Origin of the sequence: Serratia sp. CY47280, from assembly GCF_052168655.1 — a bacterium.
Classification (GTDB): domain Bacteria; phylum Pseudomonadota; class Gammaproteobacteria; order Enterobacterales; family Enterobacteriaceae; genus Serratia; species Serratia bockelmannii.
The window spans coordinates 347,535-374,107 of sequence record NZ_JBJNMG010000001.1 but is presented as its reverse complement, the minus strand read 5'-3'; the positions used below and the strand labels follow the sequence as shown (position 1 = coordinate 374,107).

The window sequence follows — 26,573 nt, the reverse complement described above, 5'->3', positions numbered from 1 at the left end:
TGTGAACCTGCCTTTTCTGGAGTGGAGCCGTACCCCCTGGGGTAAGGCGACCGGCGGCCAATGGCGCTATGCGCTGCGCAACTCGCTGGCGATGTGTCTGGCGTTGTGGGTGGCGTTCGTGCTCGAGCTCGACGAACCCTATTGGGCGCTCACCTCCGCCGCGGTGGTGAGTTTCCCCACCATCGGCGGCGTGATCAGCAAAAGCATCGGCCGCATCTTCGGCAGCCTGGTGGGCGCCGCCGCCTCGGTAGCGATCGCCGGCCACTGCCTGAACGATCCCTGGCTGTTTACACTGTTCATCGCCGCCTGGATCGGGCTGTGCACCTACGTCTCGAATCATTACCAAAACAACGTCTCTTACGCCTTCGCGCTGGCGGGCTATACCGCCGCCATCATCGCCTTCGGTACGGTTAACGTCACCGATACCCAGCAGATTTTCGATATCGCGCAGGCGCGGGTTTGCGAAGTGATCACCGGTATTCTGTGCGGCGGGTTGATGATGATGATCCTGCCCAGCACCTCCGACGGCGAAGCCTTGCTGACCTCGCTGCGGCGCATGCAGCTACGCCTGCTGGAGCACGCCGCCATGCTGTGGCAGCCGGAGGTCACCGCGCAGATGCGCACCTCGCACGAGGGGGTCATCGGCCAGATCCTGACCATGAACCTGCTGCGCATTCAGGCATTCTGGAGCCACTACCGGCTGCGGCGGCAAAATAACCTGCTCAACTATCTGCTGCACCAGCAGCTGCGCATTACCAGCGTCATTTCCAGCCTGCGCCGCATGCTGCTGAACTGGCCGGATCGCCCTGCTAATCTGATGCCGGTGCTGACACAGCTGCTGGACGAGCTGCGCGATCCCGCCACCGATAAATATCGCTTGGCGCGTCTGCTCCAGCAGATCGCGCCGCAAGACGCGACGGACTACCGCCATCGCGCCTTCTGGCTGCGGTTGCGGGATTTCTGCTGGCTTTACCTGCGTTGCAACCGCTGGCTGCTGCGGTTGGAAAGCGCCACGGCGGTCAGCGAGCTCCAACCGCCGCGCGTCACCTCGCTGGCGCGCCATACCGACAGCTACGAAGCCGCCTATAACGGCCTGCGCACCTTTTTATGCATCGTGATCGGCTGCGCCTACTGGATCAACACGCAGTGGGACGCCGGCAGCGCGGCGCTGACGCTCACCGCCATCAGCTGCGTGCTTTACTCCTCCACGCCTTCGCCGATCAACAGCGTCAGCACCTTGCTCAAGGCGGTGCTGCTGCTCTCGGTCGCCTGCTTTGTGGTGAAATTCGGTTTGATGATCCAGATTGACGACTTCTGGGTGTTCTGCGCCTTCCTGTTCCCTATTCTGGTGACCATGCAAATGCTCAAGCTGCAGAATCCACCTTATGCCGCGCTCTGGGGGCAGCTGATCGTCTTTATGGGCTCGTTTCTGACCGTCAGCAACCCGCCGAGCTATGACTACCAGTCCTTTATCAATGACAACATCGGTAAAATCGTCGGTGTATTGCTGGCCGGGTTGGCGTTTCAGATCCTGCGCCCCAGTTCGGACAAGCGAAAAAGCCGCCGCATTATCCGCGCGCTGCGGCGCGATTTTATCGATCAGTTGAGCAAAAAGCCGCAGCAGAGCGAAAGCCAGTTCGAATCGCTGATCTACCATCGCATCAGCCAACTCAATCAGAGTCAGGATCAGGAGGCCCGCACCTGGCTGCTGCGCTGGGGCGTGGTGCTGCTCAACTGCAGCCATATCGTCTGGCAGCTGCGCGACTGGCAGACCCGTTCCGATCCGCTGTCGGCGGTGCGCAACGTCTGTATCCACTGCCTGCGCGGCATTATGACGGAGAAAGGCGTGCAGCACAGTTCGCTGGACGCCACGCTGCAGGAGCTGCTGCGCATGAGCAACGCGTTGGCGCACCACCCGGAACAGGCGGCGCGCGATCTGGCCGGCCTGATCTGGCGGCTCTACTGCTCACTGCAGCAATTGCAACAGGCGATGGGGCAGCCCGCCGCCGCACCGGCCGTTAGCGGCGGATGATCACTTGACCACGCCGCAGGCGAAGCGTTCGCCGCCACCGCCGAGCGGCTGTGGATGATCCGAATGGTTATCGCCGCCGGCGTGCACCATCAGCGCCTTGCCCTCTATTTCGCTGATTTTTTTCAGCCGCGGTGCCAGCACCGGGTAGTTTGCCATGCCGTCGGCGGTCACATAGATGGCCGGCAGATCGCCCAGGTGCCCGTCGGCGTACGGCCCGAGGTGTTTCCCGGTCTTTTGCGGGTCGAAATGTCCGCCGGCCGCCAGCGCCGCCACCGCTTTACCTTCCTTCATGCCCGGCTCGCAGCTGCCTTTTTCATGCACGTGGAAACCGTGTACTCCGGCCGGCAACGCTTTCAGGCTCGGCGTGAACAGTAAGCCATACGGCGTTTCGCTGATGACTACCTTGCCGATATCCTGACCGATACCCTGCCCGGTCACCAGATGCATCTCAACGTCAGCTGTCGCCGCCTGAGCCGCGCCACACGCCATCAAGCCGAGCGCCGCATACCAATAACGTTTCATCAATCAGTCTCCTTAATGACTACATCGAGCTATCAGTATAGGAGAGCCTGCGCCGGCACTGTTAACCAACGCACAATCTCGCTAATTTGATTCGCAGGCCTAATATTTAGCACTAATAATAATTCTACCGATGTTGGTCCTCTGACCAGCTGTCGTTCGGCTAACGTTGTTTCCCTGTTTCCACCGCCGACGCATGAGAGTTCACTCCCCGGCCAGGCGGCATACTTCATAAGGAACTGATATGGGCATCTTTAGCTATAAGGATCTGGACGAAAATGCGTCGAAGGCGCTGTTTTCCGACGCCTTGGCCATCTCTACCTACGCTTACCATAATATCGATAACGGCTTCGATGAAGGCTATCACCAGACCGGTTTCGGCCTCGGTCTGCCGCTGACGCTGGTCACTGCGCTGATCGGCAGTACCCAGTCGCAGGGTGGCCTGCCTGGCCTCCCTTGGAACCCCGACTCCGAACAGGCCGCGCAGGAGGCGGTAAACAATGCCGGCTGGTCGGTGATCAGCGCCGCGCAGCTCGGTTACGCCGGCAAAACCGATGCGCGCGGCACCTACTACGGCGAGACAGCCGGTTACACCACCGCGCAGGCCGAAGTACTGGGCAAATATGACAGCGAAGGCAATCTCACCGCCATTGGCATCTCATTTCGCGGCACCAGCGGCCCGCGCGAGTCGTTGATCGGCGATACCATCGGCGATGTGATTAACGATCTGCTGGCCGGGTTCGGGCCGAAAGGCTATGCCGACGGCTATACGCTGAAGGCCTTCGGCAATTTGCTGGGCGACGTGGCGAAATTCGCTAAGGCCCACGGGCTGAGCGGTGAAGACGTGGTGGTCAGCGGCCACAGCCTCGGCGGGCTGGCGGTCAATAGCATGGCGGCGCAGAGCGACGCCAACTGGGGCGGCTTCTACGCGCAGTCCAACTATGTCGCCTTCGCCTCGCCGACCCAGTACGAAGCCGGCGGTAAGGTGATCAACATCGGCTACGAGAACGACCCGGTGTTCCGCGCGCTCGACGGCACCTCACTGACCCTGCCGTCACTGGGCGTACATGATGCGCCGCACGCCTCCGCCACCAACAATATCGTCAACTTCAACGACCACTACGCGTCGGACGCCTGGAACCTGCTGCCGTTTTCCATTCTCAACATTCCGACCTGGCTGTCGCACCTGCCGTTCTTTTATCAGGACGGCCTGATGCGGGTGCTGAACTCCGAGTTTTATTCACTGACCGACAAGGACTCGACCATCATCGTCTCCAACCTGTCGAACGTGACGCGCGGCAATACCTGGGTGGAAGACCTGAACCGCAACGCGGAAACGCACAGCGGACCGACGTTTATCATCGGCAGCGACGGCAATGATTTGATCAGGGGCGGCAAAGGCAACGACTATCTCGAGGGCCGCGACGGTGACGATATCTTTCGCGACGCCGGCGGCTATAACCTGATCGCCGGCGGCAAAGGCCACAATATCTTCGATACCCAGCAGGCGTTGAAAAACACCGAGGTCGCCTACGACGGCAACACGCTTTACCTGCGCGATGCCAAGGGCGGCATTACGCTGGCGGACGACATCAGCACCCTGCGCAGCAAAGAAACCTCCTGGCTGATTTTCAGCAAAGAGGTGGATCACCAGGTGACAGCAACCGGATTGAAATCGGATGCGGGCCTCAAAGCCTATGCCGCCACTACCACCGGCGGCGACGGCGATGATCTCCTGCAGGCTCGCGGCCACGACGCCTGGCTGTTCGGCAACGCCGGCAACGACACGCTGATCGGCCACGCCGGCGGCAACCTGACCTTCGTCGGCGGCAGCGGCGATGACATCCTGAAGGGCGTCGGCAACGGCAATACCTTCCTGTTCAGCGGGGATTTTGGCCGCGACCAGCTGTATGGCTTCAACGCCACCGATAAACTGGTGTTTATCGGTACCGAAGGCGCCAGCGGGAATATTCGCGACTACGCCACGCAGCAAAACGACGATCTGGTGCTGGCCTTCGGGCACAGCCAGGTCACGCTGATCGGCGTCTCGCTCGATCACTTCAATACCGATCAGGTGGTGTTGGCCTAAGGATCAGCATAAAAAAAAGCCGGGCGCTTTCGCCGCCCGGCTTTCCTCTTTCTGCTCCGCCTTAGGGCACGTCATACCCCAGCGCCGCCTTGCGAATGCGGAACCACTGCTGGCGGTTCAACACCAGTTTCTGCGCCTTCAGCGCCGAGCGCACCCGCTCAATCTTGCCGGAGCCGATAATCGGCAGCGGCGAAGACGGCAGGCGCATCACCCAGGCGTACACCACCTGCTCGATGGTCTCGGCGCCGATCTCTTGCGCCACTCGCTGCAGCTCGTCGCGCAGCGGCTGGAACTCAGCATCGTTGAACAAGCGGCCGCCGCCCAGGCAGGACCAGGCCATCGGCTTGATGCGCAGCTGCTGGCACTGGTCGAGCGTGCCGTCCAGGATCGCCGGTTGGTGAATCGGCGAGATCTCCACCTGATTGGTGACCAGCGAGAACGGCAGGCGCGACTGCAGCAGTTGGAACTGCGCAGGCGTAAAGTTGGAGACGCCAAAATGGCGCACCTTGCCGCTTTTGTGCAGCGCGACAAAGGCTTCGGCCACGTCGTCAGCGTCCATCAACGGATCCGGGCGGTGGATCAGCAACAGGTCCAGGTAGTCGGTATGCAGATGGCGCAGCGACTGTTCCGCGCTCTGTACGATATGATCGCGGTCGGTGATGTAGTGGCCGATCGGGTTGCCGGGCTTGGCGGTGGTGGCGATGCCGCACTTGGTCACCAATTCCAGCGACTGGCGCAGCGCCGGCTTCAGGCGCAGCGCATCGCCGAACGCCTGTTCGCAGGCATAGCCACCGTAGATATCGGCGTGATCGGCGGTGGTGACGCCCAGTTCGACATGCTGTTCGATGAACGTCAGCAGCTGCTGCGGCGACATGCCCCACTCCATCAACCGCCAGTAACCGCAAATCATGCGGGAAAATTCAGGCCCCTGCGGCGCGAGACGAATACGTTCTACCATTGCGAAAACCTCATGACATTAGTTGTCAGTCAGCATACACAAGCCGGTGAGGCACAGGGAAGCGGTAAGCCACACGAACGTGCGGCAGATCAGGAAAGGTTAAAACAGCGACGGCTGCTCAGGCAGCGGCTCGTCAGGCGCTTTATTGGCACGCTGCAGCCGCAGGAAGCGTTGACGGCACAGGCGCAGCACCTCGCGCTTTTGCGCGTCGCTCATGTTCATCCAGCCGAAACGCTCCTCGCGGCTGCGTAGGCAGCCACGGCAGAATCCGCGATCGTCAGCCTGGCAAATGCCGCGACACGGGCTGGGAATGTCGAAAAACTCAAGCTGCTGCGCCACGGGGCTCCTCCTGCGTTCTCTTGCTAATTGAAGACGCCATCGCCGCCGCTGGCAAGTCCCTTTTCGCCATTGCGGCGAAAATAGTCGCGCAAATAGCGCAGCGCCTGGCGGCTTTTCTCCGGCATAGTGCGTTCGAGCGTCAGCGCGTTCAGCCGCAGCGGCGCCGGCCGCCACTCCGGCAACAACAGCAACAGCTCGCCGCGCTGCAGCTCATCGCCAATTTCATACAGCGGCTGAACGGAAATGCCCAGCCCGGCACGGGTAAAGGCGCGCATTACGTTCATGCTCTCACTGACGATCTGCCCTTCCGCCAGCCGCAGCTTAACCTGCTGGCCGGACTGATGCAGCAAGTCCAGATGGGCCCCGCTATAGCCGCTGGAGATCCAGCGGTGCTGCACCAAATCCTGCGGTTTTTCCGGCACCCCATGCTGGCTGAGATAACGCGGCGCGGCGCACAGCACCATCGGCCACGCCGTCAGCGGATGCGCGATCATATTGGCGTCCGCCAGTTGACGGTTGGCCCGCAGCGCGATGTCGACCCGCTGTTCTATCATGTCGACGATGCGATCGTCCGCCAGCACCCGCAGCGTCAGCTTGGGGTGCGCCTGCAGCAGCGGCGACAATGCCTCCGCCAACGAACGGCCGCCGATGCCGACCGGGGTGGCGATGCGCAGCTCGCCCACCAGCGTATCCCGCAGCTCCGCCAGCCGCTGCTCCGCCTGCTTCGCCTGTTGCAGCATCGCCTCGCAGCCGGGATAGAACGCGGCTCCCGCCTCGGTCAGCGCCAGACGGCGGGTGGAACGATGCAGCAATGGCACCCCGAGCGCCTTCTCCAGCGAGCGCATATGCTGACTGACCGCCGAAGGCGTCATGCCCAGACGCCGCGCCGCGCCGGCCAGCGATCCCTCCGCCACCACGGTGGCGAATACCGCCATTCGATTGAGTTTATCCACGATTATGAAGTTTTACTTAATCAAGAAAGCATGAATATGGCACTAATCACGGCTATTGTTAAGGACTAGAGTAGACACCACGCAGCAGGCACATCGGCCTGCCTTACGATACTGAACCTATCCCCGAAGGAGCATACAGATGAAAGTAGCCATTATTGGAGCAACCGGTTTTGTTGGCCGCCGCGTGGTAGATGAAGCGCTGGCTCGCGGTATTCAGGTAACGGCAATCGCCCGCCAGAAAAAAGATTTGCCGGAGCACGCCAATCTGACCATCGCACTGGGCGACGTCGCCGACACCGCCTGGCTGGCGGGGCAGTTGCACGGTCAGGATGCGGTGATCAGCGCCTACAATCCCGGCTGGGGCGAAGACAACCTGTATGAGAAGACTACGCGCGGCGCCCAGCAGATCCTTACCGCTGTCGGGCAGGCAGGCGTCAAGCGCCTGTTGGTGGTGGGCGGCGCAGGCAGCCTGGAAGTGGCGCCGGGCGTTGAACTGGTGGATACGCCGCAGTTCCCGGAAAATATCCGCCCCGGCGCGCAGGCGGTGCGCGATCTGCGCAATAAACTGCGCAACGAATCAGCACTCGACTGGACCTATCTCTCGCCGGCCGCCCTGCTGGAGCCGGGCAAACGCACCGGCCAGTTCCGCCTCGGCACCACGCAACTGCTGATGAACGGCGACGCGCCGGCCAGCATTTCGGTGGAAGATCTGGCGGTCGCTATCGTTGATGAGATTGAAAAACCTCAGTTTATTCGCGCGCAATTCACCGCCGCCTACTAAACTGCCCCACCGCCAGGCCATAAGGCCTGGCGGTTTTCACGTATTCTCCGTCGCCAGTATTCTGAATTTCTAAGGTTTTCTTAAGTTTCATCCGGTAGATTTCACGACATTATCTACTTTCAGGATCCCGACATTGGCAATGTGGTTACGTCAACGCTTACAGTGCAACAGCCTCGGTTTTACCCTCGCCACCGCCCTGTTCTTCACTCTATTTCAAAACGCGTTATTCCTGCATCGCGCCTGGTCGTATATCACCTTCGATAGCGTCCACAGCGTGATTTTCGCGGCGAGCATGCCGGTGGTGATCTTTTGTGCGCTGAATATTATCTTCAGCGTGTTGACCGTGCCCTACCTGCGTAAGCCGTTGATCATCTTTTTCTTGCTCGGCAGCGCCGCAGCCAACTATTTCATGTTCAGCTATGGTGTGGTGATCGACGGCAACATGATGCAAAACGCCTTCGAAACCAACCCGCAGGAGGCGACCGCGCTGCTGACGCCGCGCATGGGATTGTGGCTGGCGCTACTCGGCATTCTGCCGGCGGTAGCGGTCTGCTTCACCCAAATTCGCCAGACTCGCCCCTGGTGGTACATGGTCGGGCTGCGCGCCGCTAACGTCATGCTGTCGTTGGTGGTGATCCTGATCGTCGCCGCGCTGTTCTACAAAGACTACGCTTCACTGATCCGCAACAATAAAAGCGTGGTGAAGATGTTGACGCCTTCCAACTTCGTGGCCGGCACCATCAAGTTTACCGAACAACGTTACTTCACCCGCAATCTGCCGCTGGTCAAGATCGGTGAAGACGCGCGTAAAGGGCCGCTGATCGCCAAGCAGACCAAGAAAACGCTGGTGATCCTGGTGGTGGGCGAAACCGCCCGCGCCGAAAACTTCTCCCTCGGAGGTTACGGGCGCGAAACCAACCCGCGCCTGAAGCAGGACGACGTGGTCTACTTCAAGAACGCCAGTTCCTGCGGCACCGAAACGGCGATCTCCGTCCCCTGCATGTTCTCCAACATGCCCCGCAAGGAGTACGACGCGACTCAGGCAACGCATCAAGAAGGCATGCTCGACGTGCTGGCGCATGCCGGCGTCAATGTGCTGTGGCGCGATAATGACGGCGGCTGCAAAGGTGCCTGCGACCGGGTGCCGCACGTGGACATGACCAAGCTGAAACTGCCGCAGGACTGTGACGGTGAGGTTTGCATGGACAACGTGCTGCTGTACAAGCTGAACGACTACATCAATAGCCTGAAAGACGACGGCGTGATCGTGCTGCACCAGATGGGCAGCCACGGCCCGGCTTACTACCGCCGCAGCACACCAGAATTCCAGACGTTTTCGCCAACCTGCAACAGCAATCAGATCCAGGATTGCAGCCATGAACAGCTGGTGAACACCTACGACAACTCAATCCTGTATACCGACGCAATGCTCGATGCCACCATCAAGCTGCTGCGGCAGTATGACGAGCGGTTCAATACCGCACTGGTCTATTTATCCGATCACGGCGAATCGCTGGGGGAAAACGGCATGTATCTGCACGGCACGCCTTATGTCTTCGCGCCGAGTCAGCAAACGCACGTGCCTTTCCTGATGTGGATGTCTGCCGACTATCAGCGCAATTTCGGCATTGATCGCCAGTGCCTGAACACGCTGGCGGAAAAGGACGACGTGTCGCAGGACAACCTGTTCCACACCCTGTTGGGCATGCTGAACGTACAGACCCGCGAATATCAATCCCAGTTGGATATCCTGCAGCGTTGCCGCAACGCGGCGTAGCGCTTAACTTCCGCGTGCCGCTGGGGCACAATAGTTTGCAGACAACCGGCGTTTTGTGCGCCGGTTTTTTTATTCCCATTGACCTAGACCAATCGGTCTATTATGCTCGGCGCCATGATGACCAAATCAACGCATTGCAACGTGGATACACGTGAACATCTGCTCGCCACCGGCGAAACCCTCAGCCTGCGCCTGGGCTTTACCGGCATGGGGCTGAGCGAACTGCTGGCTACCGCGGGCGTGCCGAAAGGCTCGTTCTACCACTATTTTCGCTCGAAGGAAGCCTTCGGCGAAGCGATGCTGCAACGCTATTTCACGCATTATGACGCACAGATGCAGGCGCTGTTTGCCGACAGACGCGGCGATGCCCGCCACCAGCTGCTCGGCTATTACGCCCAGGCTATCAGCTATCACTGCCGCAGCGAATGCCATAACGCCTGCCTGGCGGTGAAGCTTTCCGCCGAGGTGAGCGATCTGTCGGAACCAATGCGCCATGCGCTGGAAACGGGCACCGCTCGCGTGATCGGCCACTTGCAGGAGGCCATCGAGCGCGGTATCGCAGAGGGCTCGCTGTCGGTGGCCATGAGCCCCGCGGCGACCGCAGAAACGCTGTATTCACTGTGGCTCGGCGCCTCGCTGCGCGCCAAGATCCGCCATTCGCTGGCGCCGTTAACCAGCGCGCTGGAAAGCATCGAGTTGCTGCTGCGCCCGCCGCAGCAGCCGTAACACCACCGTCTTTTTTCGTGAAAATGCAGTTCGTGTTTTTTTATCGCCCACCACTAGACGACCGGTCTATTAAATACAGGATGCACTATGAAGACTGAAAAATTGCTCTCTCCGCTGAAGGTTGGCGCCGTCACCCTGCCCAACCGCGTGTTTATGGCTCCGCTGACGCGTCTGCGCAGCATCGAACCGGGCGATATTCCTACGCCACTGATGGCGGAATATTATGCGCAGCGCGCCAGCGCCGGCCTGATCGTGACCGAAGCGACGCAGATCTCCTTCCAGGCGAAAGGCTACGCCGGTGCGCCAGGCCTGCATACCCCGGAACAGATCGCCGCATGGAAACACATCACGCAGGCGGTACACGACAAAAACGGCCACATCGCCGTACAGCTGTGGCATGTAGGCCGCATCTCCCACGCCAGCCTGCAGCCGGGCGGGCAAGCGCCGGTCGCGCCTTCGGCCATCAACGCCGACACCCGCACCACCGTGCGTGATGAAACCGGCGCCTGGGTGCGCGTGCCGACCTCTACGCCGCGCGCGCTGGAAACCAGCGAGATCCCGGGCATCGTTAACGATTTCCGCCAGGCGACCGCCAACGCGCGTGACGCCGGCTTCGACTTCATCGAGCTGCATGCGGCCCACGGCTATCTGCTGCACCAGTTCATGTCACCGGCTTCCAACCAACGTACCGATCAATACGGCGGCAGCATCGAGAACCGCACCCGCCTGACGCTGGAAGTGGTCGATGCCACCATCGCCGAATGGGGTTCCGAACACATCGGTATCCGCATCTCGCCGCTGGGGCCGTTCAACGGGCTGGACAACGGCGAAGATCAGGAAGAAGCGGCGCTGTATTTGGTGGAAGAGCTGAATAAGCGCAACATCGCTTACCTGCACATCTCCGAACCGGACTGGGCCGGTGGCAAGCCGTATTCCGACGCCTTCCGCGACTCGGTGCGCGCCCACTTTAAAGGGGTGATCGTCGGCGCTGGCGCCTACACCGCCGAAAAAGCCGAAGCGTTAATCGAAAAAGGCTTCATCGACGCGGTGGCCTTCGGCCGCAGCTATATCGCCAACCCGGATCTGGTCGAGCGTTTCCGTCAGCACGCCCCGCTGAACGAACCTAAGCCGGAAACCTTCTACGGCGGTGGCGCCGAAGGTTATACCGACTATCCGTTTCTGACGAAGTAACCCGTCCTGACCCCAACGGCCACGCAATCGCATGGCCGTTTTTTATGCGCCGCGCGCAAAAAGGCCCGCACAAGGCGGGCCGGGGTTCCCTGGTGTTGTTTATGCTGCAGTTCAATTTCTACACGGTTATGTGGGGAATTGATAATTGATTGTGCAGATCAATTACTTCGTATCGATCGGTACGCTCGATCAATATTTAAACACCACCGCTCCAACCCCGACATGTGACATTGTCACTCATTCGTCACATTGAATTCCCTTGTAGGACAAGGCTATACTCGCTTGTGCTTCAATCCACCCGCCGTCTGCCACGGCACAGTCAATTCAGAGGAATTATGCGCTTACTCCATACCATGATCCGCGTCGGTGACCTGCAACGTGCCATCGACTTTTACACCAAGGTATTAGGCATGCGTCTGCTGCGCACCAGCGAAAACCCGGAGTACAAATACTCCCTGGCTTTCGTCGGCTATACGGAAGAGAGCGAAGGCGCGGTTATCGAACTGACCTATAACTGGGGCACCGACAGCTACGACATGGGCACCGCCTTCGGCCACCTGGCGTTGGGCGTAGACGACGTTGCCGCCACCTGCGACAGCATCCGTCGCGCAGGCGGCAAGGTCACCCGCGAAGCCGGCCCGGTGAAAGGCGGCACCACGGTGATCGCCTTCGTCGAAGATCCGGACGGCTACAAAATTGAGCTGATCGAAAACAAACACGCCGGTCAGGGCCTCGGCCATTAAGCCACCCCTTCAGGGCGCGCTGGCGCCCTGCTGATTCTCCGCGCGATAGCGCCTGCAACCGGGCGCAAAATTTGCCATAATGCGCGCTGCATTCGATGAAGATAAGAAACTGATGGCCGAAAAAAGTGATCTTAACGCCCTGAGTGGTCGTTTTCGTGGGTTTTATCCCGTAGTAATAGATGTTGAAACCGCCGGCTTCAACGCCAATACCGATGCGTTGCTGGAGATCGCCGCCGTGACGCTGAAAATGGATGAAGATGGCTGGCTGCAGCGGGACGAGACCCTGCACTTCCACGTGGAGCCTTTCGAGGGCGCCAACCTGCAGCCGGAAGCGCTGGCGTTTAACGGCATCGATCCGCACAACCCGTTGCGCGGCGCGGTCAGCGAATACGACGCGCTGCACGCCATTTTCAAAGCGGTGCGCAAAGGGCTCAAGGACCGCGGGTGCAACCGGGCCATTATCGTGGCGCACAACGCCAACTTCGATCACAGCTTCCTGATGGCCGCGGCCGAACGTGCCGGCCTGAAGCGCAATCCGTTCCATCCGTTCGCCACCTTCGACACCGCTGCGCTGAGCGGCCTGGTGCTGGGCCAAACGGTGTTGGCGAAAGCCTGCATCGCCGCCGGTATGCCGTTCGACAGCAGCCAGGCGCACTCTGCGCTGTACGACACCGAGCAAACCGCCCTGCTGTTTTGCGAGCTGGTTAACCGCTGGAAACGTCTCGGCGGCTGGCCGCTGCCCGCCGGCGATCTCGCTGAATAAGCCCAACAAAAAAGGCGGCCCAGTTTGCACTGGCGCCGCCCGTTACGCGATAACCACAAGCCTGTCGATTAAGACTGCTGGTCTTCCTGCGCTTTATACTTTTCTGCCGTTTCTTTGATCAGCTGCTGCAGTTCGCCGCGCTGATACATTTCGATAATGATATCGCAACCGCCGACCAGCTCACCGTCTACCCACAGCTGCGGGAACGTCGGCCAGTTGGCGTATTTTGGCAATTCGGCGCGGATGTCCGGGTTTTGCAGAATATCCACGTAGGCGAAACGCTCGCCGCAGGCGGACAGCGCTTGCACTGCCTGCGCGGAGAAGCCACAGCTCGGCAGCTTTGGCGAACCTTTCATGTACAGCAGAATCGGGTTTTCAGCGATCTGGTGCTGAATTTTTTCAAGTGTCGTCGTCATTTATTGCTTCCTCAAGCCACATTTCATGGCTACAACATGCATCACGCGGGCTATTGTAGCGGCTGGAACAGTCGCAAGAAAACGCCATCTTTTGCAAGGATATTCGCCCGCCGCCGATCGCGTTTCACCGGCCACGTCATTCCGGTCAAAACATACGTTGAGAATAACATTTTTAATCCGACCATTTCACTAATATATTGCGCCGCGATGACGGCGCGACTTAATTATATCCGCCACCGCCGACTGGCGCTTTTTTATACACCAACAGGCTGATTTTGAAACAAAAAAAATGTCATTAACGTTTTCTCACAATATGGATTATTATTTATGAGTTCTTCGCTGTTTTATATGGCGAAATTCGGGAATACTGTAACTCTTTCGATATCCGCTTCGGGGCCAAGGTTGGTGACGTCGACATGCGTTTAATTCTTACGCTCTTTGCGCTGCTGTTTACGCAGCTCTTCTTCAATTTGGCGCACGCTGCGCCACAGGCGCGTGTTGCCGCCGAGCAGCGTAAAAGCCATGCTAATGAAGCGCGGCCCGATGACCGCAGAAAAAAGAAAGCGGACAAAGCCGCTAAAAAAGCCAAAGTGACGGCCCCCGCGAAAAAAACCAAGACCGCCAAGGCGAAAAGCGAGAAAAGCGCGAAAAAGATCGCCAGCGCCAAACCCAAGGCCAAAGCGCAGAAAACTGCCAAGATTAAAGTCACCCCGCCGAAGAAGGGCTATAAAAAAGGCTATGGTCGCCACCGCGAAGCCGGTATGGCCACCGCTAAACTGGTGCGTGACGAGAAGCCGTTAAAACTTAGCCCGGCGCACAAAAAACGCTACCAACACGCCAAGCAGACCGCGATGGCCAAGCTGATGGATCAGATGGGCAAGCCTTATCGCTGGGGCGGCAGTTCGCCGCGCACCGGCTTCGACTGCAGCGGCCTTATCTATTACGCCTATAAAGACGTGGTGAAAATCAAAATGCCGCGCACCGCCAACGAGATGTATCACCTGCGCGACGCGGCGCCGATCAAGAAAAGCGAACTGGAAAGCGGCGATCTGGTGTTCTTCCGCATCAACAACCGCGGCGTGGCGGACCATGTTGGCGTCTACCTCGGCAACGGCAAATTCATCCAGTCACCGCGCACCGGTGAAGAGATCCGCATCAGCCAGCTCGACAACGACTATTGGCAGAACCACTACATCGGCGCACGCCGCGTAGTAACGCCGAAAACTATCCGTTAATTCCCTGCTCTGTGCGGTTGCGGCCCCGGTCGCAACCGCCTGCTCAAGCTATCGCCCATCGCACCTCCCCACGCGCATTTCTCGCTTTTCTTCCTGTTTTTTATGATGAAAATTGTTAAGATTGAATGACCACAATAAAAAACGGCCCATATGACTCTCGCCCGGCGAGAGGCGAATGGCGCTGTAAAGGAGGAAGCAATGTCGTTTGAATTACCTGCATTACCGTATGAGAAAAACGCGCTCGAGCCGCACATCTCCGCCGAGACCCTGGAATACCACTACGGCAAGCACCACAACACCTACGTGGTTAACCTGAACAACCTGGTGAAAGGCAGCGAGTTCGAGGGCAAATCGCTCGAAGAGATCATCAAGACCTCTAACGGCGGCGTCTTCAACAACGCCGCGCAGGTGTGGAACCACACCTTCTACTGGCACTGCCTGTCACCACAGGGCGGCGGTGAACCGCAGGGCGAACTGGCGGCAGCGATCGTCAAATCCTTCGGCTCTTTCGCTGCGTTCAAAGAGCAGTTCACCGATGCCGCAGTGAAAAACTTCGGTGCCGGCTGGACCTGGCTGGTGAAAAAACCGGACGGCGCGCTGGCGATCGTCAACACCTCCAACGCGGCCACCCCGCTGACCGGTGAAGACAAACCGCTGCTGACCGTTGACGTGTGGGAACATGCGTATTACATCGATTACCGCAATGCGCGTCCAAAATACCTGGAAAACTTCTGGGCGTTGGTCAACTGGACCTTCGCAGCGGAAAACCTGGCGTAAGCGCAGGTTCTGAGGTGATGAGGCGCAGCCTGGCTGCGCCTTTTTTATAACCGGGGGTAAATCAGTTCAACGCGGCAACGAAGCTGAAAGCGATAATGACCGCCAGCGCGCAGACGGTAGTGAACAGCGACATCTTCAATTCGGTATCCATGACAACTCCTTTAAAATGGGCTTTCCTAAGGATAAAAGGCGCACAATTAGTACGTCAAATCATTTTCCCACAGTTCGCCGATAAAATCTTGTTATCATTTCCCGGTTTATAATCTCGATTACCTCTTCCACTTTTGTTCAATATGCGACAAAATTCGCAGTTCACAACTGCGTACCGGCATTCATGCCCCTCCTGATTAAGCGCTGAAGACTTCAACACACTAAAAACTCAGTTTTCGCTTCTCTGGAGAAGGATCTACGTAGGCAAACGATTAACATCACACTTACATGCTGTAAACATGTGAGTTCAGGAGTCATTCCTTACATGGCAACGATTAAAGATGTGGCCAAACGCGCGGGCGTTTCCACCACCACCGTTTCGCACGTCATCAATAAGACTCGTTTCGTCGCCGAAGAGACCAAAGCGGCCGTGTGGGCCGCCATTAAAGAGCTGCACTACTCGCCGAGCGCCGTGGCGCGCAGCCTGAAAGTCAATCACACCAAGTCGATCGGCCTGCTGGCCACCTCGAGCGAAGCCCCCTACTTTGCCGAAGTGATCGAGGCGGTGGAAAACAGCTGCTACAGCAAAGGCTACACCCTGATCCTGTGCAACTCGCACAATAATCTCGACAAGCAGCGCGCCTACCTGGCGATGCTGGCGCAAAAGCGCGTCGACGGCCTGCTGGTCATGTGCTCCGAGTATCCGGATCAGCTGCTGGGCATGCTGGAAGACTACCGTAACATCCCGATGGTGGTGATGGACTGGGGCGCCGCGCGCGGCGACTTCACCGATACCATCATCGATAACGCGTTCGAAGGCGGCTATCTGGCCGGCCGTTACCTGATCGAGCGCGGCCACCGCGATATCGGCGCCATTCCCGGCCAACTGTCACGCAACACCGGCGGTGGCCGTCACCAGGGCTTTATGAAGGCGCTGCAGGAAGCGAATATCGACATTCGCGAAGAGTGGATCGTCCAGGGTGACTTCGAGCCGGAGTCCGGCTATAAGGCGATGCACCAAATCCTGTCGCAAAAACAGCGGCCGACCGCGGTATTCTGCGGCGGTGATATCATGGCGATGGGGGCCATCTGCGCCGCCGACGAGCTGGGCCTGCGCGTGCCGCAGGATATTTCCGTGATCGGCTACGACAATGTGCGCAACGCCCGCTACTTCACCCCGGCGCTGACCACCATTCACCAGCCGAAAGAGCGCCTGGGCGAAATGGCCTTCACCATGCTGCTAGATCGCATCATCAGCAAGCGCGAAGAGTCGCAGGTGATCGAAGTGCATCCGAAGCTGATCGAACGCCGCTCGGTCGCCGACGGCCCGTTCATCGACTACCGCCGCTAATCCCCCGCGCCGGAAGCCTGCGCAGCTTCCGGCTCCACCTCACTCAGCCACTCCTGATTCAACGTCTCTCCATCACCCAGATACGCCAGCAGCCAGCTCATCGCCGGTGACGGTTTATCCTGCTGCCAGGTCAGGCAGCACGGGCTGGCGGGAAACGGCTGCTGCAGCTGCAACGCCTTCAACTCACCGCGCTGCACCCGCGGCAGCGCCAGATGCGCCGGCATCATACCGACGCACAGCCCGGCGCACAGACAGTCGAACGCCGAGGTCCAGTCCGGCACCACCAGCCGCCGCTGGTTATCCAGCGTCCAAGTGACACGCTTGGGCAGATTGCGCGAAGTGTCCTCCAGACAAAGCGCAGGGTACGGCCTAAGCCGATCGTCATTCAACGCCCCTGCCAATTGCGCCAGCGGGTGCTGCGGGCTGACCACGCACAGCCAGTTCATATCCCCCATGTCGCGAAAGGCGAAGCCGCCGCCGACCGGCACCGCGCGGGTGGCGCCAATCGCCATATCCGCCCTGCCGTCCACCAACGCATCCCACACGCCGTTAAACACCTCGGGTTGCAACATCAGTTCAACGTCGGGGAAATGGCGGTAGAAATCCAGCACCAGTTGGCGGCTGCGCTGCGGTTTGACGATGATGTCCACGGCGATATTCAGCTGACCGCGCCACCCGTTAGCCACCTGCTGACAATGGCGGCGTGTGTCGAGCATTTTTTTGATAACAGCTCGCGCATCCTTGATAAATAACGCGCCGGCCGGCGTCAGCTCCACATCACGGTGACGCCGCTCAAACAGCGGCACCGCCAGCCATTGTTCCAACTGCCGCACGGTGTAGCTCACCGCCGACGGCACCCGGTGCAGCTCCTGCGCCGCCGCGCTGAAACTGCCGGTGCGCGCCACCGCGTCAACCACTTCAAGAGAATATTCAGACCACATCGCTTTGCCTTCAATTTTTTTAACAGCACTTTGCAAATATTACCGTTTCACAAGCAGAGATCCAGCCGGATACACTGGCCGGCGCTAAAAACCTGCGACACTAAAATATTAACGAGAAATACCATGCGAAACTCCTTTGGTTTTATGTTCTATCTCGCCGGCCTGAGCATGCTGGGTTATCTGGCGACCGATATGTACCTGCCCGCCTTTGGCGCCATGCGGGAGGAACTGCAAATTTCCGCCGGCGCGGTCAGCGTCAGCCTGAGCATATTTCTGGCCGGCTTCGCCTTCGCGCAGCTGCTGTGGGGGCCGCTCTCCGACCGGCTGGGCCGCAAACCGGTATTATTGATTGGCCTGACGCTGTTCGCGTTCGGCTGCCTGGGCATGCTGTGGGTGGAAAATGCCGTGCAGCTCTGGATACTGCGCTTTATTCAGGCCGTCGGCGTCTGTTCCGCCGCCGCCATCTGGCAAGCGCTGGTGGTCGACCGCTATCGCGAAGGCCAGGCCAATCGCGTATTCGCCACCATCATGCCGCTGGTCGCGCTGTCGCCAGCGCTGGCGCCGCTGCTTGGCGCCTGGCTGCTTAACCACGCCAGCTGGCGTGCGATCTTCGCCGTGTTGCTGGCCATCACCGCCCTGCTGCTGCTGCCGACGTTGCTGCTCAAAGATCGCGCCAAAACTCAACCCTCTGCCGATGCGCCAAAAAGCAGCGTCAGTTTTTGGCAATTATTGAAATCCCCGGTGTTCAGCGGCAACGTCGCCATGTACGCCGCCTGCTCGGCCGGCTTCTTTGCCTGGTTGACCGGCTCGCCGTTCATCCTTGGTGATATGGGCTATGGCCCGAGCGACATTGGTCTGAGCTATGTGCCGCAGACGCTGGCTTTCCTGCTGGGGGGCTATGGCTGCCGCGCCGCGCTCAAACGCATCAATGGCAAAACCCTACTGCCGTGGCTGCTGGTAGCTTATGGTGTCAGCATGGTGGCGCTGTATCTGGTGGCGACCGTAACCACTCCGACGCTCACCACGCTGCTGATCCCGTTCTGCGTGATGGCGCTGGTCAACGGCGCGGGCTACCCGATCATGGTGGCGAATGCGCTGATGCCGTTCCCGGAAAGCAGCGGCAAAGCCGCCGCGCTGCAAAATACGCTGCAGTTGGGGCTGTGTTTTGTGGCGAGCATGATGGTGTCGGCGTTTATTGCCCAGCCGCTGCTGGCGACGGTGACGGTGATGGTGTCTACGGTGATCCTCGCCGCGCTGGGCTATTTCCTCCAGCGGGGAAAAGCGGGCGATGCGCAGCAAAAGACGCAGCGGAAACATGCTAACTCAGCGTCATAATTGCCAAGCTTAATAATCACTTAAAGAATATGCGCGCCGAGTGCGATTTACAGTTGAGTCAACGCCTCGGCACGCCTATACTCAAAAACAACTTTATAAAGTAACACCTTATAATCTCTATATCTCAATTAGCTCTTGTGTACGCGTCTTGCGTCACACTCTTTTTTAAAGAGGCGTTTATCCTGCGCCATTTGCGTCGGGTCGTTTCTTTAAATTTCCTCTGTTCATAGTCGGATATCAGACGCCGCGGGCTTATTTCCCGTCGGTATACGTATGCACCCGCAGAAATTGTCTAAGCTGTTTCCTAACGGGTCATCAGTCAGAAGAAGGTGATGGAGAAGCTATGAGTTCATCGTGTATAGAAGATCTGAGCATCCAGGATAACCAGTGGTATCGCATCGCGCACGAAATGCTCGGTCTGGCCGGTATCGAAATCAATGGATCGCGCCCTTTCGATATTCAGGTTAAAAATCCCGAATTCTTTAAACGCGTTTTGCAACAAGGGTCACTGGGCCTCGGCGAAAGTTATATGGACGGTTGGTGGGAGTGCGAACGGCTGGATATATTCTTCCAGCGCGTGGTCAGCGCCGGGCTGGAGAAGAAACTTCCCCACCACCTGAAAGATACCCTGCGGATCGCCGCCGCGCGCCTGACCAACCTGCAATCGAAAAAGCGCGCCTGGATCGTCGGCAAAGAACATTACGATCTTGGCAACGATCTGTTTACCCTGATGCTCGATCCTTACATGCAGTATTCCTGCGGCTACTGGAAAGACGCCACCACGCTGGAGGAAGCGCAGGAAGCGAAGCTGCGGATGATCTGCGAAAAACTGCAGCTGCAGCCAGGCATGCGCTTACTGGACATCGGCTGCGGCTGGGGCGGCCTCTCTGCCTATGCGGCGAAGCATTACGGCGTGTCGGTGGTCGGCGTGACCATTTCCGCCGAACAACAGAAACTGGCCCAGGCTCGCTGCGCCGGGCTGGATGTGCAGATCCTGCTGCAGGATTATCGCGATCTTCATCAGCAGTTTGATCGCATTGTCTCGGTCGGCATGTTCGAGCACGTCGGGCCGAAAAACTACCGCACCTATTTCAATGTGGTAGAACGCAATTTAGCGCCGCACGGCCTGTTCCTGCTGCACACCATCGGTTCCAACAAAACCGACATGAACGTCGATCCGTGGATCAACAAATATATCTTCCCGAACGGCTGCCTGCCTTCAGTGAGCCATATCGCCGAAGCCAGCGAAGGCCATTTCGTGATGGAAGACTGGCACAACATCGGCGCCGACTACGATCGCACGCTGATGGCCTGGTTCGAGCGCTTCAAACAGGCGTGGCCGCAGCTTGCCCCGCGCTACTCCGAACGCTTCGAGCGGATGTTCAGCTATTACCTGAACGCCTGCGCCGGCGCGTTCCGGGCGCGCGATCTGCAACTGTGGCAGGTGGTATTCAGCCCGAAAGGCGTTGAAGGCGGCATCCGCGTCGCCCGCTAAGCCACTTGCCCGACAAAAAAGGCCCCGGTAGTCACATCGCCGGGGCCTTTTTTGCTCGTTCGAAGCGTACGGCTTAGCCGCAGTAAACGCGGATGATTTTATCGTCGCTGTCGCCAAGGAAGTTCAGGCGGCGCAGGTTGAAATCCATGGTGACGGCAGAGTTGTACGGAATGGCTCGCACCTTGGCGTCGATCCGTACGCCTTCCAGCGAGGTCATCGGTTTGCCGACGAAGTTTTGATACTGTGATGCGCCACAGGTATCGTCCGCATCGGCCATTTGCGCGCCCGCGCCCTGCTCAGGCGAACTGCTGCAGGCGCTCAGCGCCAGCAACGCGGTTAACAACAACGTTTTCCCATAAAACTTCACGCGTTTCTCCTCTCTGCTTATGATTCGATTCCGGCGGCAACGCCCGAATCGCTGTCAGTCTTTGTGCGCCGGCGCCACCGCCGCCGCCAGCGTCGCTTCCCGGTTGGCCAGCACGCGCTCGACGGTGTCCACCACCGCCTGCGTTTGCGGATCGATCTCGATGTTCACCTTGTCGCCGAGGCGTTTTTTACCCAGCGTGGTGCGATCCAGCGTTTCCGGGATCAGGTGCACGCAGAAACGGTTATTCACCACTTCGCCGATGGTAAGGCTAATGCCGTCGATGCCGATGAAACCTTTGTGCAGCACATATTTCATCAATTCCGCATCCGGCATGCGCAGCCATACCTGCCGGTTATTTTCCGAGGTATAAATCTTGGCCACCTCCGCCGTGCAGATAATATGGCCGGACATCAAATGGCCGCCAATTTCATCATTGAACTTCGCCGCGCGCTCGATATTGACGATGTCGCCCAGCGCCAGATCGCCGAGGTTGGTCAGGCGCAACGTTTCTTTGATCAAATCGAAGCTGACGCGGTTGCCTTCCACCGCGGTGACGGTCAGGCAGCAGCCGTTATGGGCCACCGACGCGCCCAGCTCCAGCCCCGGCAGCAGCTCGGTAGGCATTTCGATCACGTGGGTGCGGAAATTGGGTTTCTCATCAATGGCGACCAGCGGCGCGGTGCCTTGTACGATACCGGTGAACATATGTGCCTCTTCTTGCTAAATAGGTTAAAACGCTACCGGCAGTTTGCCCCAGTTGGCGCTGAAAACCAAATCCGCGACGGTAAAAAAGGAATGGCTGCGCATTTAATAACTATTTATCTGCGGCGTTTGCTTAACGACGCCGAGCAGGTACAATCTTTTTGACAAAATTCCGCTATTTTAATTGTTGTCCTCTCGCGGCAGCCCTCCCTCCCACATATATAAATAGAAAAGGTGTATGCGTGCAGAAGTACTTAATTGAAGCGCGTAGTTTATTGGCTCTCGCTATCCCGGTCATTATCGCGCAAATATCGCAAACCGCTATGGGCGTGGTGGATACCATCATGGCCGGCGCTTACAGCGCCACCGACATGGCGGCGGTGGCGGTCGGCACCTCAATCTGGCTGCCGGCCATCCTGTTCGGCCACGGTCTGCTGCTGGCGTTGACCCCGGTTATCGCTCAGCTCAACGGTGCCGGCCGCCGCGATCGTATCGGCCATCAGGTGCGCCAGGGTTTTTGGCTGGCCTCCGGCGTCTCTGTACTGCTGATCGTCGTGCTGTATAACTGCAAGTTCGTCATCGACATGATGCACAACATCGATCCGCAGCTGGCGGATAAAGCCGTCGGCTACCTGCACGCCATCATGTGGGGGGCGCCGGGCTACCTGTTCTTCCAGGTGATGCGCAACCAGTGCGAGGGGTTGTCTAAAACCAAGCCCGGCATGGTGATCGGCTTCCTCGGCCTGCTGGTGAATATCCCGATCAACTACATCTTCATCTACGGCAAGTTCGGCATGCCGGAACTCGGCGGCGTCGGCTGCGGCGTCGCCACCGGCAGCGTCTACTGGATCATGTTCCTGATGATGCGCTGGTACGTGAAGCGCGCGCCGTCGCAGCGCGACATCAAACGCCAGGCCGGCGATCTCGGCGGCCCGGACTGGGCGGCGCTGAAGCGCCTGATCGGCATCGGCATGCCGGTGGCGCTGGCGCTGTTCTTCGAAGTCACGCTGTTCGCCGTGGTGGCGTTGCTGGTTTCGCCGCTCGGGATCGTCGCGGTCGCCGGCCACCAGATCGCGCTTAACTTCAGCGCGCTGATGTTCGTGCTGCCGCTGTCGCTGGGCGTCGGCGCCACCATCCGCGTCGGTTATCGTCTGGGGGAAGGCTCGGTCGAAGGCGCGCGCGTCGCCGCCTATTCCGCCATCGGCGTCGGCATCACCATGGCCGTCTGCACCGCGCTGTTTACCGCCACCTTGCGCGAACCGATCGCTCTGCTGTACAACGACAGCCCGGCGGTGGTGGCTATGGCCTCGCAGCTGATGCTGTTGGCGGCGCTGTACCAAATTTCGGACTCGATCCAGGTGATCGGCAGCGGCGTGCTACGTGGTTATAAAGACACCCGAGCGATCTTCTTCATCACCTTTATCGCTTATTGGGTATTGGGCCTGCCGAGCGGCTATCTGCTGGCGTTAACCGACGTGGTGGTGCCGGCAATGGGGCCAAGCGGCTTCTGGATCGGCTTTATCATTGGCCTGACCTTCGCCGCCATCATGATGGCGCTGCGTATGCGCTGGCTGCAGAAACAGCCGACCGCCGTCATCCTGCAGCGATCCACGCGCTGAATCCGCTCCCGGCCGGTTTCATCCCCGGCCGGGCTGCGGTTTGCGGAAAAAAACGCCGGACTGCGCACAACCTCAGCAATCGCGTGAAATACCGAATAAAATTGCGCTTTTCCCCTTGCCAGCGCGCAGGTAGCTCGTTAATATTCGTCCCCGCTGTCAGCCATGACAGACAGGAAAAGATGCGTCCGTAGCTCAGTTGGTTAGAGCACCACCTTGACATGGTGGGGGTCGGTGGTTCGAGTCCACTCGGACGCACCAAATTCCAGAAGCAGTACAGTGCGTCCGTAGCTCAGTTGGTTAGAGCACCACCTTGACATGGTGGGGGTCGGTGGTTCGAGTCCACTCGGACGCACCAAATTCCAGAAGCAGTGCAGTGCGTCCGTAGCTCAGTTGGTTAGAGCACCACCTTGACATGGTGGGGGTCGGTGGTTCGAGTCCACTCGGACGCACCATATTGCTGATTTATCTCTCCCCCTATCGCGTTATACTTCCCGTTGTTTCGTCTCTGCTCGACCGCTCGATTTCTCATGTCGATTGCGCCGAACTACCGCCATCCACCATCAGGAACGCCACATGACCACCTTCACCGCCAAAACCGCCTTTTTACCGCTCGACAATGGCCTTGCCCGCCGTGAAGGGGTGATGAGCGACGGTTCGCCGGCGGCGGAAGTGCGTTTCGAGGCCGGCGCCTTTGGCCAACTGCAAAAGCCCCCGCATGCGCTGCAAACCCGGGTGATATCGGGTGAATTCGAGTTCACCCTCGGCGGCGATACGCGGACAGTACGGGCCGGCGAGAGCCTAATCCTGCCGGCCAACGTCGCCAGCGGCTGCTTCTGCCTGAGCGCCGGCGTGCTGCTGGAAATCCCGCAAACGCGCTAAGCCATATTTACAGCAAGGTTATTTGCGCAACAAACTGTACGCAACGCGTTGCATTTGCGCCACATTTGCCCCCGTTTTGACATATCCGCCACACCGCTGCGGTTTTTTATTTTGTTTCCCGCCGCTTAGCCTTTATAATGCGCAACGTCTATCAGTTGAATGGTTTCAGCCCTTGATCTGCGAAAACGCAATAACAACACGATTTCATCTCACCCCGTTGCGCAGCATCTCCGCGCCCCCGCGCGGGCTGAATTTTTCCGCCCCACTTCAACTGTCGTCACCTATCCTTAACTATGTTTTTCACCACCAGGCACGGCTCAAATTCCCTATCGGCGTAAATAGCGCCGGTCAAATTCGTTTTTTTATCCATCACAACTTGTAGAAAACTCCGCCATGAAAAAGACCAAAATTGTTTGTACCATCGGTCCAAAAACCGAATCGGAAGAAATGCTGACCAACCTGCTCAATGCGGGCATGAACGTGATGCGTCTCAACTTCTCTCACGGCGACTATGAAGAGCACGGCAACCGCATCAAGAACATGCGCGCCGTGATGGCGAAAACCGGTATCAACGCCGGCATCCTGCTGGATACCAAAGGCCCGGAAATTCGCACCATGAAATTGGAAGGCGGTAAAGACGCCTCGCTGGTCGCCGGCCAAACCTTCACCTTCACCACCGACCAGAGTGTGATCGGCAACAGCGATCGCGTAGCGGTCACCTACGCCGGCTTCGCCGCCGACCTGAAGATCGGTAACACCGTGCTGGTTGATGACGGCCTGATCGGCATGGAAGTCACCAACGTGACCGAGAACGAAGTCGTTTGTAAGGTGCTGAACAACGGCGACCTGGGCGAGAACAAAGGCGTCAACCTGCCGGGCGTGTCCATCCAGCTGCCTGCGCTGGCCGAAAAAGACAAACGCGACCTGATCTTCGGCTGCGAGCAAGGCGTCGACTTCGTGGCGGCGTCCTTCATCCGTAAACGTTCCGACGTGCTGGAGATCCGCGAGCACCTGAAAGCGCACGGCGGCGAGCAGATCCAGATCATCTCCAAGATCGAGAACCAGGAAGGCCTGAACAACTTCGACGAAATCCTCGAAGCGTCCGACGGCATCATGGTTGCCCGCGGCGATCTGGGCGTGGAGATCCCGGTCGAAGAAGTGATCTTCGCCCAGAAGATGATGATCGAAAAATGCAACCGTGCGCGAAAAGTGGTGATCACCGCCACCCAGATGCTCGATTCCATGATCAAAAACCCGCGCCCTACCCGTGCGGAAGCCGGCGACGTTGCCAACGCCATCCTGGACGGTACCGATGCTGTCATGCTGTCCGGCGAGAGCGCCAAGGGCAAATATCCGCTGGAAGCGGTCAACATCATGGCGACCATCTGCGAGCGCACCGATCGCGTGATGCCAAGCCGCATCGACTCCCTGAACGATCGCCGCAAGCTGCGCATCACCGAAGCGGTGTGCCGTGGCGCGGTTGAAACCGCCGAGAAACTGGACGCGCCGCTGATCGTCGTCGCCACCAGCGGCGGCAAGTCAGCGAAATCCGTGCGTAAATACTTCCCGAACGCGGTGATCCTGGCGCTGACCACCAATGAGACTACCGCGCATCAGCTGGTGCTGAGCAAAGGCGTCATCCCGCAGATGGTCAAGGAAATCGCTTCTACCGACGACTTCTACCGCATCGGTAAAGAAGCCGCGCTGGCCAGCGGCCTGGCGCAAAAAGGCGACGTCGTGGTGATGGTTTCCGGCGCGCTGGTGCCGAGCGGCACCACCAACACTGCCTCGGTACACGTGCTGTAATATAAAACGTGACATAATTGCCTTGATCAAAACGCCGCTTTGCGGCGTTTTTTTTATCAGCAGTAACCTATTTTTCTCAAAACGCAACCGCGGACCGCTCATTATTTAGCTAATAAAGAATCGGAGTAGTCCCATGGAAGCCGGCTGTTTTCCCTCGTTTTTTTAACTAATTTGTAAAACCAGATGCAAGTTTGAGCGAACGATCAAAATAAAGCACCTCAACACTAAAAAATTATTCTCTTTCGAAAAAAGTTTGTGTAATACTTGTAACGCTACATGGAGATTAACTCAATCTAGAGGGTGTTATAATGAATCGTACTAAACTGGTACTGGGCGCGGTAATCCTGGGTTCCACTCTGCTGGCTGGCTGCTCTAGCAACGCTAAAATCGATCAACTGTCTTCTGACGTTCAGACTCTGAACGCTAAAGTTGATCAGCTGAGCAACGACGTGAACGCAATGCGTTCTGACGTTCAAGCTGCTAAAGACGACGCAGCACGCGCTAACCAGCGTCTGGACAACCAAGCTCACGCTTACAAAAAGTAAGATAGCTTTGGTTATTGAAAACGGCGCACATTGTGCGCCGTTTTTTTTCGCCTGTATCCTGGACTGATTTTTCCTGCATAGCGG

The 26,573-nt window shown here is 58.5% G+C and carries 26 protein-coding genes and 3 tRNA genes; 20 read left to right on the top strand and 9 right to left on the bottom strand.

What is annotated here, in order from left to right; genetic code table 11:
* The first annotated feature begins 1 nt into the window (after position 1).
* A complete protein-coding gene (locus ACJ8J4_RS01905; protein ID WP_142590434.1) occupies positions 2–2,032 on the top strand; it encodes an FUSC family protein in 2,031 nt (676 codons plus the stop codon).
* Here ACJ8J4_RS01905 and sodC read toward each other — a convergent pair whose 3' ends face one another.
* On the bottom strand, positions 2,033–2,554 hold the full coding sequence (gene sodC, locus ACJ8J4_RS01900; RefSeq protein ID WP_025302665.1) for a superoxide dismutase family protein: 522 nt from the start codon (positions 2,552–2,554) through the stop codon (positions 2,033–2,035).
* A 241-nt stretch (positions 2,555–2,795) separates the two neighbouring features.
* On the opposite strand from sodC, the gene ACJ8J4_RS01895 reads away from it, so the two are divergent.
* Positions 2,796–4,640 (top strand): polyurethane esterase, encoded by a 1,845-nt coding sequence (locus ACJ8J4_RS01895; RefSeq protein WP_043141172.1) that lies wholly within the window; start codon positions 2,796–2,798, stop codon positions 4,638–4,640.
* A 61-nt stretch (positions 4,641–4,701) separates the two neighbouring features.
* Here the strand turns inward: ACJ8J4_RS01895 and ACJ8J4_RS01890 are convergent, their stop codons facing one another.
* The 3 genes from ACJ8J4_RS01890 to ACJ8J4_RS01880 form a co-directional block, all read right to left on the bottom strand.
* Positions 4,702–5,598, bottom strand: a complete 897-nt coding sequence (locus ACJ8J4_RS01890; protein ID WP_025302663.1) for an aldo/keto reductase — start codon at positions 5,596–5,598, stop codon at positions 4,702–4,704.
* 99 nt (positions 5,599–5,697) lie between these two features.
* Positions 5,698–5,937, bottom strand: coding sequence for a DUF1289 domain-containing protein (locus ACJ8J4_RS01885; RefSeq protein ID WP_015377731.1), 240 nt, complete (start codon positions 5,935–5,937; stop codon positions 5,698–5,700).
* Between the two features lie 23 nt (positions 5,938–5,960).
* Complete coding sequence (locus ACJ8J4_RS01880; RefSeq protein WP_025302662.1) at positions 5,961–6,890, bottom strand: LysR substrate-binding domain-containing protein; 930 nt, start codon at positions 6,888–6,890, stop codon at positions 5,961–5,963.
* A 139-nt stretch (positions 6,891–7,029) separates the two neighbouring features.
* Between ACJ8J4_RS01880 and ACJ8J4_RS01875 the strand changes: the two genes are divergently transcribed.
* The 6 genes from ACJ8J4_RS01875 (at position 7,030) to rnt (ending at position 12,871) form a co-directional block, all read left to right on the top strand.
* Positions 7,030–7,671 carry an NAD(P)-dependent oxidoreductase gene (locus tag ACJ8J4_RS01875; protein ID WP_025302661.1) on the top strand — a complete coding sequence of 214 codons (642 nt, stop codon included), beginning with the start codon at positions 7,030–7,032 and terminating at the stop codon, positions 7,669–7,671.
* 139 nt (positions 7,672–7,810) lie between these two features.
* A complete protein-coding gene (gene eptA / locus ACJ8J4_RS01870) occupies positions 7,811–9,448 on the top strand; it encodes a phosphoethanolamine transferase EptA (RefSeq protein WP_197835663.1) in 1,638 nt (545 codons plus the stop codon).
* Positions 9,449–9,550: 102 nt separating this feature from the next.
* Positions 9,551–10,174: a TetR/AcrR family transcriptional regulator gene (locus ACJ8J4_RS01865; RefSeq protein ID WP_394853078.1), complete on the top strand. Its 624-nt coding sequence runs from the start codon at positions 9,551–9,553 to the stop codon at positions 10,172–10,174.
* A gap of 87 nt (positions 10,175–10,261) precedes the next feature.
* Positions 10,262–11,365 (top strand): alkene reductase, encoded by a 1,104-nt coding sequence (locus ACJ8J4_RS01860; protein ID WP_197826572.1) that lies wholly within the window; start codon positions 10,262–10,264, stop codon positions 11,363–11,365.
* 335 nt (positions 11,366–11,700) lie between these two features.
* Positions 11,701–12,108 (top strand): lactoylglutathione lyase, encoded by a 408-nt coding sequence (gene gloA / locus ACJ8J4_RS01855; protein ID WP_004931325.1) that lies wholly within the window; start codon positions 11,701–11,703, stop codon positions 12,106–12,108.
* 79 nt (positions 12,109–12,187) lie between these two features.
* Positions 12,188–12,871, top strand: a complete 684-nt coding sequence (gene rnt, locus ACJ8J4_RS01850; protein WP_016927925.1) for a ribonuclease T — start codon at positions 12,188–12,190, stop codon at positions 12,869–12,871.
* A gap of 68 nt (positions 12,872–12,939) precedes the next feature.
* Here rnt and ACJ8J4_RS01845 read toward each other — a convergent pair whose 3' ends face one another.
* The gene (locus tag ACJ8J4_RS01845; RefSeq protein WP_004931329.1) at positions 12,940–13,287 is read right to left on the bottom strand and encodes a Grx4 family monothiol glutaredoxin; all 348 of its coding nucleotides are present in this window, start codon (positions 13,285–13,287) and stop codon (positions 12,940–12,942) included.
* Between the two features lie 416 nt (positions 13,288–13,703).
* Here ACJ8J4_RS01845 and ACJ8J4_RS01840 point away from each other — a divergent pair, with 416 nt between their 5' ends.
* A complete protein-coding gene (locus ACJ8J4_RS01840) occupies positions 13,704–14,522 on the top strand; it encodes a C40 family peptidase (RefSeq protein WP_043141154.1) in 819 nt (272 codons plus the stop codon).
* A 198-nt stretch (positions 14,523–14,720) separates the two neighbouring features.
* Entirely contained in the window at positions 14,721–15,299 is a 579-nt protein-coding gene (gene sodB / locus ACJ8J4_RS01835; protein WP_004931333.1) for a superoxide dismutase [Fe], read from the top strand.
* Between the two features lie 61 nt (positions 15,300–15,360).
* On the opposite strand, the gene cydH is transcribed toward sodB, so the two are convergent.
* Positions 15,361–15,450, bottom strand: coding sequence for a cytochrome bd-I oxidase subunit CydH (gene cydH / locus ACJ8J4_RS01830; RefSeq protein WP_019455989.1), 90 nt, complete (start codon positions 15,448–15,450; stop codon positions 15,361–15,363).
* Between the two features lie 324 nt (positions 15,451–15,774).
* Here cydH and purR point away from each other — a divergent pair, with 324 nt between their 5' ends.
* A complete protein-coding gene (gene purR, locus ACJ8J4_RS01825) occupies positions 15,775–16,800 on the top strand; it encodes an HTH-type transcriptional repressor PurR (RefSeq protein WP_025302656.1) in 1,026 nt (341 codons plus the stop codon).
* Here purR and punR read toward each other — a convergent pair.
* Entirely contained in the window at positions 16,797–17,741 is a 945-nt protein-coding gene (punR, locus tag ACJ8J4_RS01820) for a DNA-binding transcriptional activator PunR (protein ID WP_025302655.1), read from the bottom strand. The two genes, purR and punR, sit on opposite strands and share 4 nt — an antisense overlap.
* A 123-nt stretch (positions 17,742–17,864) precedes the next feature.
* Between punR and punC the strand changes: the two genes are divergently transcribed.
* Both punC and cfa read left to right on the top strand, forming a co-directional pair.
* The gene (gene punC, locus ACJ8J4_RS01815) at positions 17,865–19,076 is read left to right on the top strand and encodes a purine nucleoside transporter PunC (RefSeq protein ID WP_264383922.1); all 1,212 of its coding nucleotides are present in this window, start codon (positions 17,865–17,867) and stop codon (positions 19,074–19,076) included.
* Positions 19,077–19,419: 343 nt separating this feature from the next.
* On the top strand, positions 19,420–20,571 hold the full coding sequence (cfa, locus tag ACJ8J4_RS01810) for a cyclopropane fatty acyl phospholipid synthase (RefSeq protein ID WP_043141148.1): 1,152 nt from the start codon (positions 19,420–19,422) through the stop codon (positions 20,569–20,571).
* A gap of 73 nt (positions 20,572–20,644) precedes the next feature.
* Here cfa and ACJ8J4_RS01805 read toward each other — a convergent pair whose 3' ends face one another.
* Together ACJ8J4_RS01805 and ACJ8J4_RS01800 are read right to left on the bottom strand one after the other, a co-directional pair.
* Positions 20,645–20,938 carry an I78 family peptidase inhibitor gene (locus ACJ8J4_RS01805; protein WP_016927929.1) on the bottom strand — a complete coding sequence of 98 codons (294 nt, stop codon included), beginning with the start codon at positions 20,936–20,938 and terminating at the stop codon, positions 20,645–20,647.
* A 54-nt stretch (positions 20,939–20,992) separates the two neighbouring features.
* Positions 20,993–21,643, bottom strand: coding sequence for a riboflavin synthase (locus ACJ8J4_RS01800; RefSeq protein ID WP_025302652.1), 651 nt, complete (start codon positions 21,641–21,643; stop codon positions 20,993–20,995).
* 239 nt (positions 21,644–21,882) lie between these two features.
* Here ACJ8J4_RS01800 and ACJ8J4_RS01795 point away from each other — a divergent pair, with 239 nt between their 5' ends.
* From ACJ8J4_RS01795 to ACJ8J4_RS01765, 7 genes are all read left to right on the top strand, one after another.
* Positions 21,883–23,259: an MATE family efflux transporter gene (locus ACJ8J4_RS01795; RefSeq protein ID WP_043141143.1), complete on the top strand. Its 1,377-nt coding sequence runs from the start codon at positions 21,883–21,885 to the stop codon at positions 23,257–23,259.
* Positions 23,260–23,440: 181 nt separating this feature from the next.
* A tRNA-Val gene (locus ACJ8J4_RS01790) sits at positions 23,441–23,517 on the top strand.
* Between the two features lie 20 nt (positions 23,518–23,537).
* Positions 23,538–23,614: transfer RNA gene (locus ACJ8J4_RS01785), tRNA-Val, on the top strand.
* 20 nt (positions 23,615–23,634) lie between these two features.
* A tRNA-Val gene (locus ACJ8J4_RS01780) sits at positions 23,635–23,711 on the top strand.
* Positions 23,712–23,832: 121 nt separating this feature from the next.
* Positions 23,833–24,138, top strand: a complete 306-nt coding sequence (locus ACJ8J4_RS01775) for a cupin (protein ID WP_025302650.1) — start codon at positions 23,833–23,835, stop codon at positions 24,136–24,138.
* Positions 24,139–24,531: 393 nt separating this feature from the next.
* On the top strand, positions 24,532–25,944 hold the full coding sequence (gene pykF / locus ACJ8J4_RS01770) for a pyruvate kinase PykF (RefSeq protein WP_025302649.1): 1,413 nt from the start codon (positions 24,532–24,534) through the stop codon (positions 25,942–25,944).
* Positions 25,945–26,252: 308 nt separating this feature from the next.
* Positions 26,253–26,489: a major outer membrane lipoprotein gene (locus ACJ8J4_RS01765; RefSeq protein WP_004931354.1), complete on the top strand. Its 237-nt coding sequence runs from the start codon at positions 26,253–26,255 to the stop codon at positions 26,487–26,489.
* Positions 26,490–26,573 lie beyond the last annotated feature (84 nt).